This is a genomic window from Sphingobacterium alkalisoli, assembly GCF_005049105.1.
Taxonomy (GTDB): Bacteria; Bacteroidota; Bacteroidia; order Sphingobacteriales; family Sphingobacteriaceae; genus Sphingobacterium; species Sphingobacterium alkalisoli.
In genome coordinates this window covers 553,946-571,988 of record NZ_SUKA01000004.1, presented here as the reverse complement: position 1 = coordinate 571,988, position 18,043 = coordinate 553,946, and the positions used below count along the sequence as shown (strand labels likewise).

Here is an 18,043-nt window from a genome sequence, read left to right as displayed (position 1 = left end):
GAATACATCGAGAACATCGTAGCGGCGAACGAGACCAATACGACGTTGATCGACAATAACGACGGTACGTACACCTACACAAGTGAGGACGGCACGGTAACAACCGTTGATGTACCTGCTTCTGTTATCAACCAGTTTGAGGAAGTGGTTAACGGCGGTCCTGTTACGGTTAACGGTAGTACCTATAATACGATAGAAGAATACATCGAGAACATCGTAGCGGCGAACGAGACCAATACGACGTTGATCGACAACAACGACGGAACGTACACCTATACTTCAGAAGACGGCACGGTAACGGTAGTTGATGTACCAGCTTCTGTTATCAACCAGTTTGAGGAAGTGGTTAACGGCGGTCCTGTTACGGTTAACGGCAACACGTACACCAGCATTGAAGAATACATCGAGAACATCGTAGCGGCGAACGAGACCAATACAACGTTGATCGACAACAACGACGGAACGTACACCTACACGAGTGAAGACGGCACGGTAACGGTAGTGGACGTACCTGCTTCTGTTATCAACCAGTTTGAGGAAGTGGTTAACGGCGGTCCTGTTACGGTTAACGGCAACACATACACCAGCATCGAAGAATACATCGAGAACATCGTAGCGGCAAACGAGACCAACACGACGTTGATCGACAACAACGACGGAACGTACACCTACACGAGTGAAGACGGTACGGTAACGGTGGTCGATGTACCTGCTTCTGTTATCAACCAGTTTGAGGAAGTGGTTAACGGTGGTCCTGTTACGGTTAACGGTAACACGTACAGTACGATAGAGGAATACATCGAGAACATCGTAGCTGTAACAGCTGCAAACGGTTTGCATATTGACGGAACTAACGGAGATGTAGTATTAGGTGGCACTTTAACAGAACCTACTACAATCATAACCGATGCCACCAATACATTGGCTATTGAGGGGTTGGTTGAAGAAACCGATACAGACCTTGTGGATATTGCAGTAGTTGATAAAACTACCGGAGTGCTAAGAACACTGTCAGTAGACGAATTAGCTACTGAACCCTGGAATATTCAAGGAACTACTGGAAAAGCTTTTGATAACGCTCAGAATATATACCAAATGGGAAGCGTAGCCATTAAGAAAGACGAAGCACATGCAGGTGTTAGTCTGGATGTGGAAGGTGCGGTACGTGGAGGTTCTGGAAATGTAGGAACTGTAGGTGTTAATTCAGGAGCATTTGGGACAAACAATGTCGTAAGTGGTGATAATGGTTTTGCGATAGGTGCGAACAATATAGTCGCGGGAAATCATGGATTTGCCGCTGGGTTAAACAATGAAATAATTCCACCCTCTAATCAAACCATCTATGGTAATATTGCGATGGGTAATTCAAACAAATCAAATGGGGAAGATTATTCAATAGCCTTGGGTCAGGGAAACGAAGTACTGGGAAATGCAGCCGCAATTGGTAGTTCCAATTCTATCACTCGGGATGGATATTTTAGTACAGCGCTAGGGGAATTCAATACAATTGATGCAACGTGGGGATTCGCTGTTGGATATCTTAATACTGTAGAACAAGATTATGGTGTTGCAATTGGAGGAGAAAATTTAGCTAATGCTGAAAATTCATTTGCTTTAGGAAAAGGTATTATTACTGGTTCTTCGCATGATTTTGTACTTGGTAGATATAATGCGATTACCACAGGTAATCCATCGTCTTTAAATTGGGTAACGACTGAACCACTATTTCAAGTCGGTTCGGGAACTGATGATGCAAACAGGGCTAATTCACTTACACTGTTGAAAAACGGGAATTTAGGCCTGGCCAATGAAGCAATCGCCCCTACTGAAAGATTGGATGTAGGTTCCGGCAATGTCCGTGTACGTGATATCAATACCAATATAGGAGATACTGGTACAGACAAAGTAGTCGTGGCCGATGCCGATGGGGTACTGAAAACGGTTGACGTAGCTGATTTGGCTTCGGATCCGCTCAACATTTACAATTCCGATGGCCTTTTGACAGGAACAGAAACAATCAGGAACCTAGGCTTAAACGGAAAGACTCTGAGATTTAATGGAACCGACCGGAGAACTCATTGGGATGCGGCTGGAAGAATACATCAGACAGCTACCAATACTGCCGTTGATGCAGCTATGGGATTTCATAACGGAGGTTCTAGTTTATGGGTACAGCAATGGAATGCTAGCACTTCTTCAATAACTGCTACCGGTAGTTCTACAGAGTTATTGTTGTCAACACACGCCACCGCTGATGCTGCCCCAATCCGTTTCAGCACCAACCCTGGGGGCAACGACGCAGCACTTACCCAAACAAGAATGACCATTTCGGGAGAGGGAGAGATTCAACTTCACGAATACCCCAATACGCGCGACGATAGTGGCACCACAGCGGTAGAAAACATCCTCTACACCGATGAAGATGGTAATATGCTTTCAGCTGATATTTCAGCCCTTGCGCTCCAATCAGCCCATTATCGGGCTACCAGTCAAAACACTGGTAAAGAATGGATCGGAGGAGAACCTGTTTTTGAAGTGGTAGGTGATATTACATTGGCAACCAATTCCAATGTAGTGGATCTTTCAGGAAGTGATATTCCTACTGGAGCTACTGTGATAGGTGTCAGATTTATAAGCAAGACCACAGGATCTATCAGTACCAACATCATAGAATATGATCAGGTCAATAGAACCTTGATACTTGGAACCGCCGGCTCTATGACCACCTTACATCCGGCAGGAGATTATTATATCATTGTTGAATATACGGTAGTACCATAATTCGGCGAAAGGTAAGGTAGTGGTAAAGCTGATATGTCGGCTGCCTGTCTCAACGCAGGTGGCCGGGATAATCTTTCATAAGTTGATCAATGGAGTGGATTGTAATTTATTAAACTAAACATGAGAAAAACATACAATTTGAAAATTGGATGGGTTACAGCGCTATTTTTTGCCGTACTAACATCGGCTTTCGGGCAATCCCCCGGGGGCGTGTCCACCGGTTTGGCTGCTTGGTACAAGGGGGATGTAGGATTAGCGGAAACTTTCTGGACAGACCAATCGGGGAATGCTTACAATCTGGAAAGAACCTCGGCACCCGCTGGCGAGTCTTTGATCAACTTCAACCCAGTCGCTTCTTTTGAAGGGGTTACTGCTCACCAGTTCAACAATCTCACGCCTAAGCTCCTTTGGCCGGTAGGCAATGCCACGCCTACGACATACTACTACGTAGCAAAAAACAATGCTGCTACCGCCAACAGAGCCGTATTTGGTATTGGCGCATCCGGTGATGCTACGGGCTTTCACAGCGGTCAACAAGCTACTACCGGAGCCATAGCAACTAGGGGTACCGCGAGTTTTGCAAACAATACAGGCTCTGCTATGGTTACTGCTCCACCCAATTGGGATATCACACAGCCCAACCGAGGGTTGAATTTGGTAAGGACTGGATATGATGGCGGTGGTGCTACCGGTAGAAACTATATTGCAGCCCAAAGCTGGGCGGAAGCCATCAATGCAACCAATGTAAACCCTACGTATGCGAATACCGCAGCCTTTAGGATCGGGGCATCAGGAGCAAGTAATGTTTTCTGGAGCGGGGATGTGGCAGAAGTGGTGGTTTTCTCCGGTAAGCACGATCCTGCCGAGTACAACAAGATAGAAAGCTATCTAGCCTTAAAATACGGGATTACCAAGCAAGGCGACTATGTCGATGCAAATAACAATATTATATATAATGATGCAACCTATATCAACAATATCGGCGGTATAGGCAGGGATGATGCTTCGGGGCTTCACCAAAAACAATCCATGTCCCAAAACGCAGGCAATCAATTGCTGATAGGTAATGGTAGCAGCTTGTTTGCTACCAATGCAGACAATACAAATAATCTTACCGATGGACAATTTTTGGTATGGGGGGATAATGGATTGCGAAGGCAATTAATAGAATCACTAACACATAATGCTCCTGGTGGTGAAATCAACAGTAGATTTGAAACTATTTGGCATGTGCAAAATACGAACACCGTAGGTTCCGTAACCGTTGCTTGGCCTGTGGGGATTACTAATTTACATCTGGTACGATCTGCGGATGCAACAATAGACGCAACTGACGAGTTTATTCCTATGACTGCCGTCGTTACGGTAAATGGCGTTGATTATAACACAGCAACAATTACATTCAATGATGGAGACTATTTTACCTTTTCTGGGTTTCAAACGGGACCGGGAGGGGTCGGTTTGAATCTGGCTTTGTGGTATAAAGCGGACTTCGGAGTATCTACCGATTCGGAAAAATTAGTAACGGCTTGGGAAAATTATGCTTCGACAGAAGTAACAGTTACCCCTAATGGAGCAGCGACTATTCCCTACAACGACCAAACAACCTTTGACAATACTTGGAATTTCAACCCTACACTTTCTTTCAATGGGTCAAATAACTATTTAAGAAATACCAATACTGCTTTTCTCGATACGGATGGTTCAGTGCATTATATTGCTGTGGCAAGATTGACTAATCCAACTACAGCTGCAAGAGGTATTTTTGCACTGGCAGGTAACAACGATGGGTTTTTCTTACAAAGAACAGGTGGGTTGATGTACCCATTTCCTACCATCAATAATGGTTTTGGCGCTACTGCTGCAGGACCTCCGGCAGAAGACTTGTTTGGAATTTATTCATCCATACTTCCTCGTTTTGGTTCACCGGCCAATCAAAGGGGATTTAACAATGGGTTTGAGAAAGTGTACACTACCCCTTACCCGAGAACCGGGGGAAATTACACCTTGGTCAACGACCCCGCTCAAACAGCTAATGGTGCTTTCATAGGAGCTGATGGAACCACCGGAGATAATTTTTTGGGAGATATAGCAGAAGTTATTCTATACAACAGTCCGGATGGTGGTGATATGGACAATGCAGATTTGCAGAAAATCCATAGCTATTTAGCCGTGAAATATGGAATTACACTAAATCAAAACAATCCTCAGAATTATGTTAATAGTGCAGGTAATATTGTATGGAATGCAACTGTCAATGCTGATTTTAATAAAAATATTGCAGGATTAGGTAAGGATCTAGGCGCAAGTTTAGACCAAAGACAATCCAGAAGCTCTAATAATAACCAAAAATTAATCATTGGTAACGGTACTACCTTGTTTGATACCAATACAGACAACACCAATTCTCTTACGGAAGGTCAGTTTTTATTGGTGGGCGATAACGGTTTAAAACAAACCCTTAGCGAACCGCTGGTCTATACGGCAGGGGCAAACGGAGAAACCAATTTCCGTTTCGAATCTGTATGGAAAGTACAAAATACAAACAGTGTAGGACAAGTAACCGTGGCTTGGCCGGCAGGTATCAACAATCTATATTTGGTACAGTCGACAAACGCGGTTTTTGACAACACAGATACTTTCACGCCAATGACAGGTACCGTTACTGTAAATGGTGTTGATTATAACACAGCAACAGTTACTTTCAATGATGGGGATTACTTTACGTTTGCTGGATATCAGTTTGCTCCTGGAGGAGTGGTTGATCCTGACTTCTGGGTAAAATCGGATGATGCGGGAGCCATAGAAACTGCTTGGAAAGATCATTCTACATATGCCAATGATATCCCTGTCGTGGGTACATGGACGCTTACTCCGGCAGATAGGGCACACAACTTTCATCCGTATACCACAGGTTATACGGGTAGTAAATATTTTAGTAATCTTACTTCGGTATTGAACCCTACCAATGGGCAACTAGATAATGTATCTCATTCTATCTTTTCGGCAGTAAGACCAACTTCTGCCGGAACAGGACGCATTATCGGTATTGATGATGACGGAAACGGAGCCGAGCCGGGGTTTTCTATTGAAGGAGGAAGACTGAGGTTATATAAATTTAGCGGTGGAGCTAATGCAGATCAATTTGATGAAGAACCGTTCAAGATTGGTGCTGCGAATATAGTTTCAGGAATAGGGAATAACCCTATCGTTGCTGGAGGAACGTCAACTTCTGCCGGAGGGGAAAGAGTGCTGGGAGTGAATGGTGTATATAAGATATACCCAAATACTTCAAGTTCTAACAGGTTTCATATTCAAGGTCAACGCCTAAGAGTAGGTGATGGGGCATGGACTGCTCCTGGTCCTTTCCCTGGTGATATTATGGAGGTTGTTTGGTACAAACGTCCGCTAACAGCTAATGAGCAATCGAGAGTTAACTCTTATCTCGCCTTGAAAAACGGTGCCACTTTAGCAGAAAATTACCTTACAGCCAATAGTAGTACGGTATGGGACATAACCACCAACGCAGGTTACAACAACAATATCTTTGGTGTTGTCAGAGATAATACATCTGGATTGCACCAAAAACAGGCTGCAAGTACAGGTGTAAATCAGAAATTAGTTATTGGTCACGGCAGCTCCTTATTCGAAAGTAATGCCGATAATACCAATGACTTAATCGAAGGTCAATTTTTATTAACAGGCGACAACGGTTTAAAACAAAGCCTAAGTATTCCATTTGAATATACATCAGGTTCCAACGGTGAAACCAATTTCCGTTTTGAATCCATTTGGAAGGTGCAAAACACAGCCAATGTGGGTACAGTAACTGTTGCTTGGCCGGTGGGTATTGGCAATATGTACTTGGTGAGATCTACAGACGAAACATTTGATGATACCGACAATTTTGTCCCAATGGACGATGTAGTAAGCATCAATGGACAGGATTACAATACCGCAACCATTACTTTCGATGATGGAGATTTCTTCACCTTTGCCGGATTTGGCTATGCGCCGGGTGGTGTGGCTGCTGATTTGGCTATTTGGCACCGGGCTGATATTGGAATAGCTTTGTCTGGCACCGAGGTAAGTACGTGGGATGATATGTCGCCCAATGGTTATCAGGTTTCCCAGATGGGAACAGCTGCTTTGCCTTCATTTGGCGCTGCTAGTCAGGAATTCAATTTCAACCCTTCGGTGAATTTCACAGCGACCAACCAGGTAATCGGTCAACGGTCTGAATCTATCCTCACAACCAATACTTTTGATATATTCTCTGTGTTGGGCAATGTTTCCGCTGGTACTACATTCTTTGGTATTGGTCGAGATAATGTAACCAATAGTGGAACCAACTGGGACTCTCCACATTTTAGACGAAATGGAGATATTATACATCGAGATAATACAGGAGGCGGTTTAGCATTCAGAGACCCTGTGCCCACTTATGAAACTGTTGGAGCGGTTACCCGAATAGCTTATTCCAGATTTAATGTAGATGAATTAAACAGAAGTATAAACGGCTCTAACTTTGGTGCGACAATGAATCTCGCAGGTGGAAATAATACCGCTTGGGTGAGAGGAGGACAGTATTTTGGTACAAACTCTGGTGCTGCAACAGGAATGGGAGGTGATGATGGCGGATTTACAGGAAGTATTACTGAAAAAGTGGTGTATGATCGAAACCTAACCCCAGAAGAAAGAGACAGGGTAAATTCATATCTAGCAATTAAATATGGTGTGACACTAAGAAATGATATTCCGGCAGGAGGTAATCACACCGGAACTTTCGATTACTTGGATGCAGCAGGCAATATAGTTTGGTCTGGCAATACGAATCCGGATTATCACAACGATGTTATTGGATTGGCCAGAGAAGATATAGGTCTCTTTAATCAACGTGTGTCAACAACACGGAATGTAGTAAGTTCGGGACGTTTAATTGTTACTACAACCAATGATTTTGTTTCGGCAAACGATGATGCAGGAAGAACTAATTTTACTGGAAATTCTCAGTATATTATGTTTGGCGACAATGCCGCTACCGGTGAGACCGAGGCGACTACGGATCCTTGTACAGGACTTCCACTGGACCCTGCCATTACGAGAGCCAATAAAGTGTGGCGTGTAGAGACTACAAGCAACCCTGAGCCAATTTGGTTGCAGGCTGATCTTAATGATTATACATTCAATTCTAGTATAGAAATATGGGTAGCTGATGATGAAAATTTCAGCACTAACCTGGTCAGATTGCCTGCGGCTTCTTATGCAGGTGGATTGGCTTCTTTCAACTTCTTGTTTACCGAAGGGGTTAAGTATATGACTTTCGCGGGGATAGTTTCTCCTAGCGACTGCGATGTCTGTACAGGCGGTACCTTTGTATTCAAAACAGGTAGAAGTTGGAATACTACTTTAGAGCGCCAGAACAATGTGATGGATCCGGAAACCATCGGATCTACCGACCAAGGCGATCTGATTGTGAATATGTCGGCGGATTACCCTGTCGGTGTTGAATATGGCGCAAATGCTTACCCGCGTCCTTACGGCAGATGGTTCTTGTCCAGAAGACGGGACAACCAAAACGTAGAGGTAACCCATAGCATCAATCTAAATCAAACAGTGGCTGGGGCAAGTTTCCAGATTTCGAATATCAATACCTATCTCAGCAATGCCAATAAGTTTACCGTCATAGGCTATGACTGTGATGACAATGTGGTTATGCCAAAAATTACCCACGCTGCCAATCCTACAACAGCGACTACCTATGAAATCGTAGGTAATCAAGTGGTCGGTACTAAAGCATATAGAGGGCTTACATTCCTTCATTCTACAGCAAATGTTAGGTTCAATAGACCAATTGAGCGAATAGAAATTGTTTTTGATGTGGAAAGAACGAATGCCCGCCAGACGCTCAGGTCACTGGATATAGGGGATATTTCATTCGAATGTGCGACTCCGTTGCCGCCGACTGTGGATAATGTGACGATGATACAAGACTTCACGCAAAGCGAAGAAGTGCCCAGCTGTATAGAAACCACGATGCGATTACGTTTCATCAACAGCAATTGTGACACCAGGACAGTTAATGTTTCCCAAACACTGCCTGCTGGGTTGGAGTTTGTGGAAGACACGTACAACGATTCGGAATTTGGTTCTCCGACACCGTATACGTATAACGCCAATACCTTTACACTCAATGGACTCGAACTTCCATCAGGTACTACCTTCTTGTACATCAACGTAAGGAGCACGGATGGTACGACCACCGTGTATAATACATCCAGTGATTATACAGTAACAGAAACGAGTAATTCCTACAACAGTATCAATCCGGCAGCAGGCGAGTTTAGTCCGGTAGGTTTTGTTGCCAGTAGCTTCACGGCGCCGGATTTAAATTTCCTTTATGAAGTAGATGCTACCTGTCTGGGCGAGGGAGATCAGGTAACCTATACCTTGAATTTTGACAACCAAGACCCAGAAATCACCGGAGCAACATTGAAAGTGTATTATGAGCTGGGTCAGGATATCACTTCAGTTACCTTCAACAATGGAACCTCGGGTGTACTCGGATTTGATCCTACAGGTGAATCCTATATTGAGATCGATGATTTGGTAATTCCGAACGGCGAAAGTTCCATTACCGTGACATTGGATGTTACCAGTGAAATATTCACGGATGAAGATGCTGCTTCAAGCTTCTTTGAACTGGTCATAGATCCGGATAATCCTTGCTCGGTAGAAAACCCATCGATGCTGTCCAATGTGATCACATTAGAAGCCTGTCCTGGTGTTGATCCTGAGGTCTGTACGGAAGAAGTTGAAGGAAGTGCGTTTTCTTCCAATGGGGGAGTTCCGATTACATTCAACCAGCCGGCTACCAATTATGGATTCCAGTTTGATATTCATTCCTTAGATAATTCTTTCAATATGGAAATCAATGGGGTACAGCTGGCTACGCAGGAAATTGAGTTTCAGTCTGCCGGAACAAGCGGTATCAATGTACGGTTCGCTGACGGTGACGAATATGAAACCAATACTGCTCCGATATGGCAGATGACGGGTAACGCTTCAGCACCTCTTATCCGTGTTGTTATTGCCCCTAATGGAAATGTTACTATGTATGGAAGCAAGACTTCCGGTGGAGAGTTGCATCTGTTGGAATTGAGTAACGGTAATAGTTTTAATGCTATTACATGGAATGATGGAGCACCCAACACGATCGTGGCAACACAATCGGTAGTTGGCTCTACCTATATCTATGGACGTGGAAGTGGGTTGAACAGCGTGCCTTGTCCGGAAGACCCTTGTCCTGGACCGGATACAGATGGTGATGGCATCAACGATGCTTGCGATCTGGATTCAGACAATGATGGTATTTTAGATAGTGATGAGTGTAGTAATACATACAATGATATGTTAGCCGCCTTTGGGTCAGGACAATTAATAGATATTGCTCCTTCCGATTTTGGGTTGGCATTGAACGCAAAAAATCAAGATGTAACAGCTGATTTAAGTGCCAAATTTGGGTATCCAGCAAATTCTGGCGCAATTATCATAAGTATTACAAATGCTTCAGTTCATCCTACTGAAGATGACTGGTGGACAAAAGATGGTGAAGCCGCTTCCAGATGGGATATTAGTGGGGCACTAAGCGCCTTTCTAGTAATGTCACAAGATGACCAGTATTATGGTAACGATAGCAAGACGATTCATATTTATGATGCAGGAGTTGTAATGCCTGTAACTACTCCTGGAATAGAAAACCAAGTTCCAATATCCGGAGAATGGGCGGTTACAGATCTGCCAACTGAAAAAACGCTATCTAATTTAGACGCAAATACAGGAACAAACGAATTTGGCCAATGGCGTTATATAAATATGAATTTTGGTCCAAAGTCATTCGGATTTTCAACCACAACTGCTTTTGGTGATCCAACTTACGCCGTGTCGATGTATTTGGAATGTGATACCGATAGAGATGGTATACCAAACCGTCTTGATCTGGATTCAGATGGTGATGGTTGTCCGGATGCGATCGAAGGTGATGGCAACTACACCTATGCAGATTTAAATCCTGACGGTTCCATCAATATTTCGATGTATCCGGTAGACGAAAATGGGGTGCCTGACAATGGAAATTCGCAGGGTGTAGGAAGCTCCACAGATGCAATGATAAATGGCTGTTATTGTGTGCAGCCTGGCGCAACAGGAACGCCAACAGAGTTTACCAAGGTAGGGGTTGCTGACAGAATAGGAATGACTGCAAACTGGCCTCAAAACATTCCGAATGGTTTCATCGCCATCGAATCGGAAAATAAAGGCTTTGTAATTACCCGTTTAACCACAGTGCAAATCAATGCCCTTGATGCCGTAGAAGGAATGTTGGTATATGATACCGACGAAGCATGTATCAAGCTGTATAACGGAACAACCTGGAATTGTATCCAAAGGGGTTGTAATGAATAATAGAGAAGGATATTAATTTGTATAAATCAAGAATAGCGTACATCAAAACTTAGAAATCATGAAAATACCGGCTTTGTTACTACTTGGGTTTTGCTTCAGTTGGACTGTGGTTCATGGTCAAACGGCCATTGAGAAATTAACGGTAGATGGGGGTGGCGTATTGGACTTTGCATCTGGCACCACCAAGGGGATTATCCTACCTGCTGTAGAAACCCTGCCCACCACACCAGCAAATGGCACGTTCCTGTATGACAAGAATGCCCAAATGGTGAAGATGTTTGCAAATGGGGCTTGGGTTAACCTTTCGGACGAGGGGGACAACAGTGCTGTATTGCCTTATTCGGGCACGGCTGCTGGTACGCAAACGGTAATAGGAGCCAAAAGTACGGCTGTTGACGGCGTGCTGGTATTGGAAGCGACGGATAAGGCATTGGTACTTCCGAAAGTAGCTTCTCCTCATTTGAATGTACCCAGTCCATACCCGGGAATGATGTGTTATGATACAGACGCCAAGGCATTGGCTGTCTATGATGGTACCGTGTGGAGCTATTGGAAGTAAGTCATTGGGCTTCGAGAAGATTTTTATAATAATGAGCTAAATGAAATCTTCTCGAGCTTGTGCCTATAATAAGATATGACTAATGGTGACTCTTAAAAATAAATAGCGTGTATGAAAAAGCGTTTACGAAATATAATAGCCTTCGTGGCTGTGTTGATATCATTTTCGGTGACTACACAAGCCCAGACAGGTCTTAGTTCATTTGTGACCCATAACGGACCGCAGACGATTTCTTCTGGAACCTTCGAAGTAATCTATTCGGAAAGTTTATATTTTGGTCCAAATGCAGATGTGCAGTTGGATGGCGATCTAATAATTTATTCCCGAAATATATGGATAGCGCCTACGGCGCGTATTCATGGTAGCGGTACGTTGACCCTACATAGTCCTGCTTCTAACCCGATGTATGAAGGGTGGGCTGCTGGCGCTACAGTAGTAGATGGTAATAATAATATAGCGTCTATTGATGTTACGATTGTTTTGAATAACGATCATGGAATGATCCTAGAAAATATTGAGGGTCCTTATCCAGAAGGGGGTACGTTTCCTTCCTCCTCCAAGACAGCAGCCTTGCGTATCAATAAATCTATAGATCTTGCTGTAAACGGAGCAAATATTTACCTGAACGGTCATGATTTTGAACTGGGTACGTCGTCGGATATATTGTATGCAAGTCGCGACCGGATGGTGGTGACCGATGATCGTGTTGATGGGCATTTGATCAAGAACTATCTGGGTGTGTCGGCATTTCTGTTTCCAGTCGGGATCGCTACGGGGGATTATACGCCGGCGACCTTGACGCCGTCTACAGCAGGTCGCCAGGTTTACGTAACCGTTACTAGCTATGGAGCCGCTACTAGCATAGACTTTAGTGAGGCCGATATCGATCTGGGTATGGATCGTGTTTGGAATATCTATGCGGACGAGTCTTTACAGATGACCTACCGTCTACAGCATAATATGGCGACCCACGGTGTTGCATATGTGGATGCAGATGCGCGGATTGTTCAGAACGCCGATGGTGGTAATTGGATTGGCGATGTAACAGTATTCAATGGTGAAGGTATACATACGCGAGAGGATATAGAAACCCGAACAGATAATACCTTGACGGGAACTTGGTTTACCAAGCAGTCCTTAGTAGGTCCGATGGCGAATGATGACGGCCCGATCGATATTACCTACGGTCGCGATACGAATGAAATTCCTGCGATCAATGTACTGGAGAACGATGAAGCGGGATCGAGTGCGATTGTTATAGGTCTAATACAGGTGACTACACCACCGTTGAACGGGCGTACAGAAATTAATCAAGATGGAAGTATTACCTATATTCCGAATGAAGGATATGTGGGCGAAGATCGTTTTGAGTACGAGATCACGGATGAGAACGGGCTAAGGTCTACGGCTTGGGTTACGGTAAATATATTTCCACGGAATCTGCTCATTCCAAATGTTTTCACGCCAAACGGAGATGGTGTCAATGACTATTTCGAAATAAGTGGTCGCGAAGGATTTGACCGGATAGATCTGGTGGTTCTCAACCGTTGGGGAAATGAGGTTTACAGCAATCCTGATTACCAAGACGATTGGCAGGGATTGGGTCTTAACGAGGGTACATATTTCTATCTGATTACGGCTCATAATGGTACGCAGACCCAGGTATTCAAGGGAAGTGTTTTGATTAAACGCCAGTAAGTATAATGTATTAAGATCGTTCATTTTTTAGAGACGTAATGTATGCTGTTTCAGGACACGATGTTACGTCTCTACTTTAATCAAGGTATAATATTAGACAATGAAAAAGTCCTTACCATTATTTTTGATCATGCTGTTTGTGCTTTTTGGTACTGCATCGAAGGGTCAGCAGAACATTCAGTTTACCCAGTATATTTTCAACTCTCTGAGCGTTAATCCGGCCTACGCGGGCTACAAGGAAGAATGGTTTGGACAGCTGGGGTTACGTAGCCAATGGACAGGCTGGGAGGGGGCGCCTAAGACGGGTACGGTTTCGATCGACGGTGTTCTGGATCCGCATTCGAAACGGCATGGTGTAGGTCTTCAGGTTACAGCAGATGCATTGGGCGCGCAGGCCGCAACCAGTGTGTACGCCAACTATGCTGTGCGTTTGCAGCTTGATGAAGCGGATACGCATCGACTGAGCTTGGGTATTGCGGGGGGATTGACACAGTACAGCCTGGACGGCAATAAACTTAGCGCCATTGATGGGAGCGACCAGGTACTGCCTGAGGGGAAGATTTCGACATGGAAGCCGGATGTCCGCCTTGGTGTGTATTATAGCAATCCGAGATGGTATGCCGGTGTATCTGTGCAGGATTTATTTGCGGGCACGGACAGTGATGACGAGTTCCAGTTCAACCAGAATTCCTTGGAAAGCCTCCGCCGCAATGTACACGGTTATTTTATTGCCGGGGTACTTTTTGAACTTGATCCGGGTCTGCTACTGAGGCCGAGTATTTTGATCAAGGACGACTTCAAGGGGCCTACGTCCCTGGATGTGAATGCGATGTTTATCTTCAACGATAAGTTTTGGATCGGGGGCGGTTACCGTACGCGTTCACGGATTTTTGATCGCGATTATACGGACTATTCTGCGGGGAAACTGAGCTCGCTGAATTCGGTGAGTGCGATCGCGCAATTCTATGTGAGCCCTACGCTTAGGATAGGCTATTCGTATGACCATATGCTGAACCGTATGAGCGGACTGCAACAGGGTACGCATGAAGTTACACTGGGCGTGACCTTTGGACGTGTGGTACGGCAGATCCTTAGCCCACGCTATTTTTAGAACAATGACTGTTAAGCAGAGATAAATTATGAACAGAAGATATAATATAGGAAACCTGCGGTTACTGGCTGTTTCGTTACTGCTTCTAGGAGCAGAGCTGTCGCTGGCGCAGGAACAACCGAGTAGGAGGAACCGCGCGGAGCTGCTCTATGATAAACTGGAGTATGCCAACGCTGCGATAGCCTACGAAAAGCTTGTCGATGTAAAAAAGCCCAGGACGGAGGATATGGAGCGGCTTGCAGACAGCTATCGAAAGATCAATGCGTACGAGCTGGCAGAGAACTGGTATTCGCGTGTAGTGCTACAACCTGACCATAAACAGGAATCGCTGCTGCACTATGCGGAGGTGCTGAAGAAACGTGGGCGCTATGCCGAAGCCGGTAAGCAATACGTACTATATCAGGAAAAATACGGGAAAGACGAAAGTATAGCCCGGTATGTTCAGGGGGCCGACTCAGCCGTGTTATGGATGAAGAACCCGACTTTGCACAACCTGAAGAATGAGAAGGCTATTAATACCGACCTTTCGGAATTTGGTTTAGTCCCAACGAGCGGGGGTGTTATCTATGCGGGTGAACCCCACGGATTGTTAAACAAGAAAAGTGGCATGACTGGGCAATCTTACCTGAAGGTGTATGCTGCAGACCGGGCAAGGGATGGGGAATTAAACGGTCCCAATGTCATGGGAGATGCCTTCAATAACGCGCTGTACCACATTGGCCCTGTCGCCGTAAATGCGGAAGAGGACGTGCTGTATGTCACCCGTACATACCCGGGGAATGACACGGAGAAATACCGTTCTGACGGGTTGAAGTGGCGCAAACAGAACCTGGAACTAAAGATCTATAGAAAGAACGGCACAGACTGGGCGGAAGAAGACTTTGCCTATAATAATGTGAAGGAATATTCGCTGGGCCATGCAGCATTGGGCAGCGAAGGAAAGGTGTTATATTATGCTTCTGATATGCCGGGCGGGCATGGGGGTGTAGATATCTGGTACAGTGAGCTACAGGGCGACAACAGCTGGGGATCCCCAAAGAATGCAGGGCCTACGATTAACAGTGCGGGCGACGAGGTATTTCCGAACGTGTCGGGTGATACCCTGTACTTTTCGAGTGATGGCCATGTAGGTATGGGCGGACTGGATATCTACAGGGCTGTAGGTAACCGTTCAGCCTTCAGCAAACCAGAGAATCTCCGTTACCCTATAAATTCGGCAGGTGACGATTTTGCCTATGTGGTAGCGGCCAGCGATGGGGATGTCATCTACGGATACCTTTCTTCAAATAGGACAGGGGGACAGGGAGGCGATGATATCTATTCGTTCACGTTTGCGAAGCCTAAATTTATCATCGTTCTGGAGGGATTAACCCGCAACAAGGAAACAGGTGAGCTGTTGCCGGCTACCAGCGTGACGTTGTTCCATAAAGGGAAGGAGATAGCCGCCAAGGGTGTTACGGATAAGGAGGGACGGGTTACGTTTACCTTAAATAAGGGGGAACCTTACCGGTTACTGGCCGAAAAGTCCGGCTACCACTCGGATTCGACAAGTATTGAGGGTTTATTCCCAGCGCGGGATACGACGGTACGGGTCGTGATGAACCTACAGCCGGTGCATAAGGTAGGTGACAAGTTTGTTTTGGAGAATATCTATTACGACTTTGATAAGCACAATATCCGTAGGGACGCGGCCCTTATCCTGGATCAGTTAGTGGCCACAATGCGTGACAATCCGACCCTTCGGATCGAGCTGTCGAGCCACACGGACAGCAGGGGAAGCGATGGTTACAATGAGAAGCTGTCCCAGCGTCGTGCCCAAAGTGCGGTCGATTATATGGTTACCCGTGGTATAGCGCGGGATCGGATGGTAGCGAAAGGGTACGGGGAAAAACGTCTGGTCAACAGGTGCAGCAATGGTGTGCCGTGTTCGATCGCAGATCACCAGGCGAACAGACGTACCGAGATAGAGGTACTGGCCTACTAGAGGACGACCGCATTTCAATTAGCAATAAGATCTGCAATCATCCCCGATTGTTGTTTTTCATAAAAAGAAGGTGTTGCCTCTCGGTAGCGCCTCTTTACTCTTATTCTTACTTAGATGGTTAACTCTACTGTAGTACCCCGTCCACTTGAACTGATGTCCATTTTTATCTGATGTAAGGTAAAAATAACATGTGACATGGAAAGTCCTATGCCCTTGCCCTGAAAGTTTCCCGTATTTGCACCGCGGAAAAAATTCTGTGTGATATTGTTGAAATCAGAGGGGGGGATACCAATGCCTGTGTCTTTGATACATAATTTCAACTGGCTATCCTCTGCATATAGGTAAATATGGATGGGTTGGTTGTTGGAATACTTTATCGCATTCTCCACAATATTTTTTATCGCAGACTCAAGCAGGTGTTCGTTTCCATAAAACTGTAAAGTCTTCGGATCTGCTACGTCAAATTTGACTTGGATGTTGGCCTTGTGATATATATAGGCATCTTCTATAACTTTCCAAACGATCTCATCGATACGGACCTGTCTGAACTCGAAATTTGTCTTTGCCCCCGATAGCAGCATCATATTGTCTAGACTGGTTTCCAGATCAGCGGTATACTGCCTAAGCTGTAGGATAACCATGTTATATTCTTCAATAGTGCGCTGTTTGTTGGATGTCACTTCAAGCGTACCCAAGATGGCTGTGATGGGTGTCCGTAATTCGTGTGAGATGTAGTCAACAAAATTCTTTTGTATGGTAAAAGTTTGTGCCAATCTCGCGATAAAGAGATTGTAGGTCTCCACCAAAGCGGTGATTTCGGCGTATGACTTGTGAAGGGTAAGTGGTTGTTGAAAGTTCTTTTCGTCCCGATCTTTGATCTGTTTCATTATTTTGAGAATCGGATCGTAGGCGATCTTGCCGAGAAACTGGGAAAGGATATAAATTAACAAAATACCAAAAAGAAAAACCGCGATCAGGATATAGAGAAGAGATGTCATTTGTGTATTGAAATTTCCCTTCCATTCTCTGGTAATGACAACGAAATCACCTTCATTATCTTTGTAGAATATACCGTGATAAAAATGATCTGAACTGGTGAGATTTCCTTTTTGTTGATCTCGTATCATATGGATAAACTCGTGTGAAATATAGTTGTCTGCAGTCATTTCACCCGCTGTTTGTCGATCGAGGCTATCGTATACCGCTATGCTGGTTCTGGAGATGGTTTTTTGAAGTTGATTTTTGACACTTTCCCGCTCAGGATGGCTTTGCTCATCGGCTTCTAAATAGAATACGGCCGCCAGCAGGGTTTTGTTTTGCAGATCGCGGAATTGAGTGTGCACCATCCATTTGTAGAAGGAGAAATAAATGAGCGTAGACGCCAGAAGCATGACAATCGAAAAGGCCATAACGGCGTAGAGGGACAAGCGATCTTTTAGCCTCATTG

7 protein-coding genes are annotated in these 18,043 nt (G+C 44.9%); 6 read left to right on the top strand and 1 reads right to left on the bottom strand.

What is annotated here, in order from left to right; genetic code table 11:
* The 6 genes from FAZ19_RS24115 to FAZ19_RS15490 form a co-directional block, all read left to right on the top strand.
* The coding region (locus tag FAZ19_RS24115; RefSeq protein WP_211245514.1) for a hypothetical protein at window positions 1-2,781 on the top strand (2,781 nt) is incomplete at its 5' end.
* Between the two features lie 120 nt (window positions 2,782-2,901).
* Window positions 2,902-11,244: a thrombospondin type 3 repeat-containing protein gene (locus FAZ19_RS15510; RefSeq protein ID WP_136821654.1), complete on the top strand. Its 8,343-nt coding sequence runs from the start codon at window positions 2,902-2,904 to the stop codon at window positions 11,242-11,244.
* A 58-nt stretch (window positions 11,245-11,302) separates the two neighbouring features.
* Window positions 11,303-11,803 carry a hypothetical protein gene (locus FAZ19_RS15505; RefSeq protein ID WP_202912368.1) on the top strand — a complete coding sequence of 167 codons (501 nt, stop codon included), beginning with the start codon at window positions 11,303-11,305 and terminating at the stop codon, window positions 11,801-11,803.
* A gap of 111 nt (window positions 11,804-11,914) precedes the next feature.
* Window positions 11,915-13,501 (top strand): T9SS type B sorting domain-containing protein, encoded by a 1,587-nt coding sequence (locus FAZ19_RS15500; RefSeq protein WP_136821652.1) that lies wholly within the window; start codon window positions 11,915-11,917, stop codon window positions 13,499-13,501.
* A 100-nt stretch (window positions 13,502-13,601) separates the two neighbouring features.
* Window positions 13,602-14,612, top strand: a complete 1,011-nt coding sequence (locus FAZ19_RS15495) for a PorP/SprF family type IX secretion system membrane protein (protein WP_136821651.1) — start codon at window positions 13,602-13,604, stop codon at window positions 14,610-14,612.
* A 28-nt stretch (window positions 14,613-14,640) separates the two neighbouring features.
* Window positions 14,641-16,596, top strand: a complete 1,956-nt coding sequence (locus FAZ19_RS15490) for an OmpA family protein (RefSeq protein ID WP_136821650.1) — start codon at window positions 14,641-14,643, stop codon at window positions 16,594-16,596.
* 110 nt (window positions 16,597-16,706) lie between these two features.
* Here the strand turns inward: FAZ19_RS15490 and FAZ19_RS15485 are convergent, their stop codons facing one another.
* Window positions 16,707-18,041: a sensor histidine kinase gene (locus FAZ19_RS15485; protein WP_211245513.1), complete on the bottom strand. Its 1,335-nt coding sequence runs from the start codon at window positions 18,039-18,041 to the stop codon at window positions 16,707-16,709.
* Window positions 18,042-18,043 lie beyond the last annotated feature (2 nt).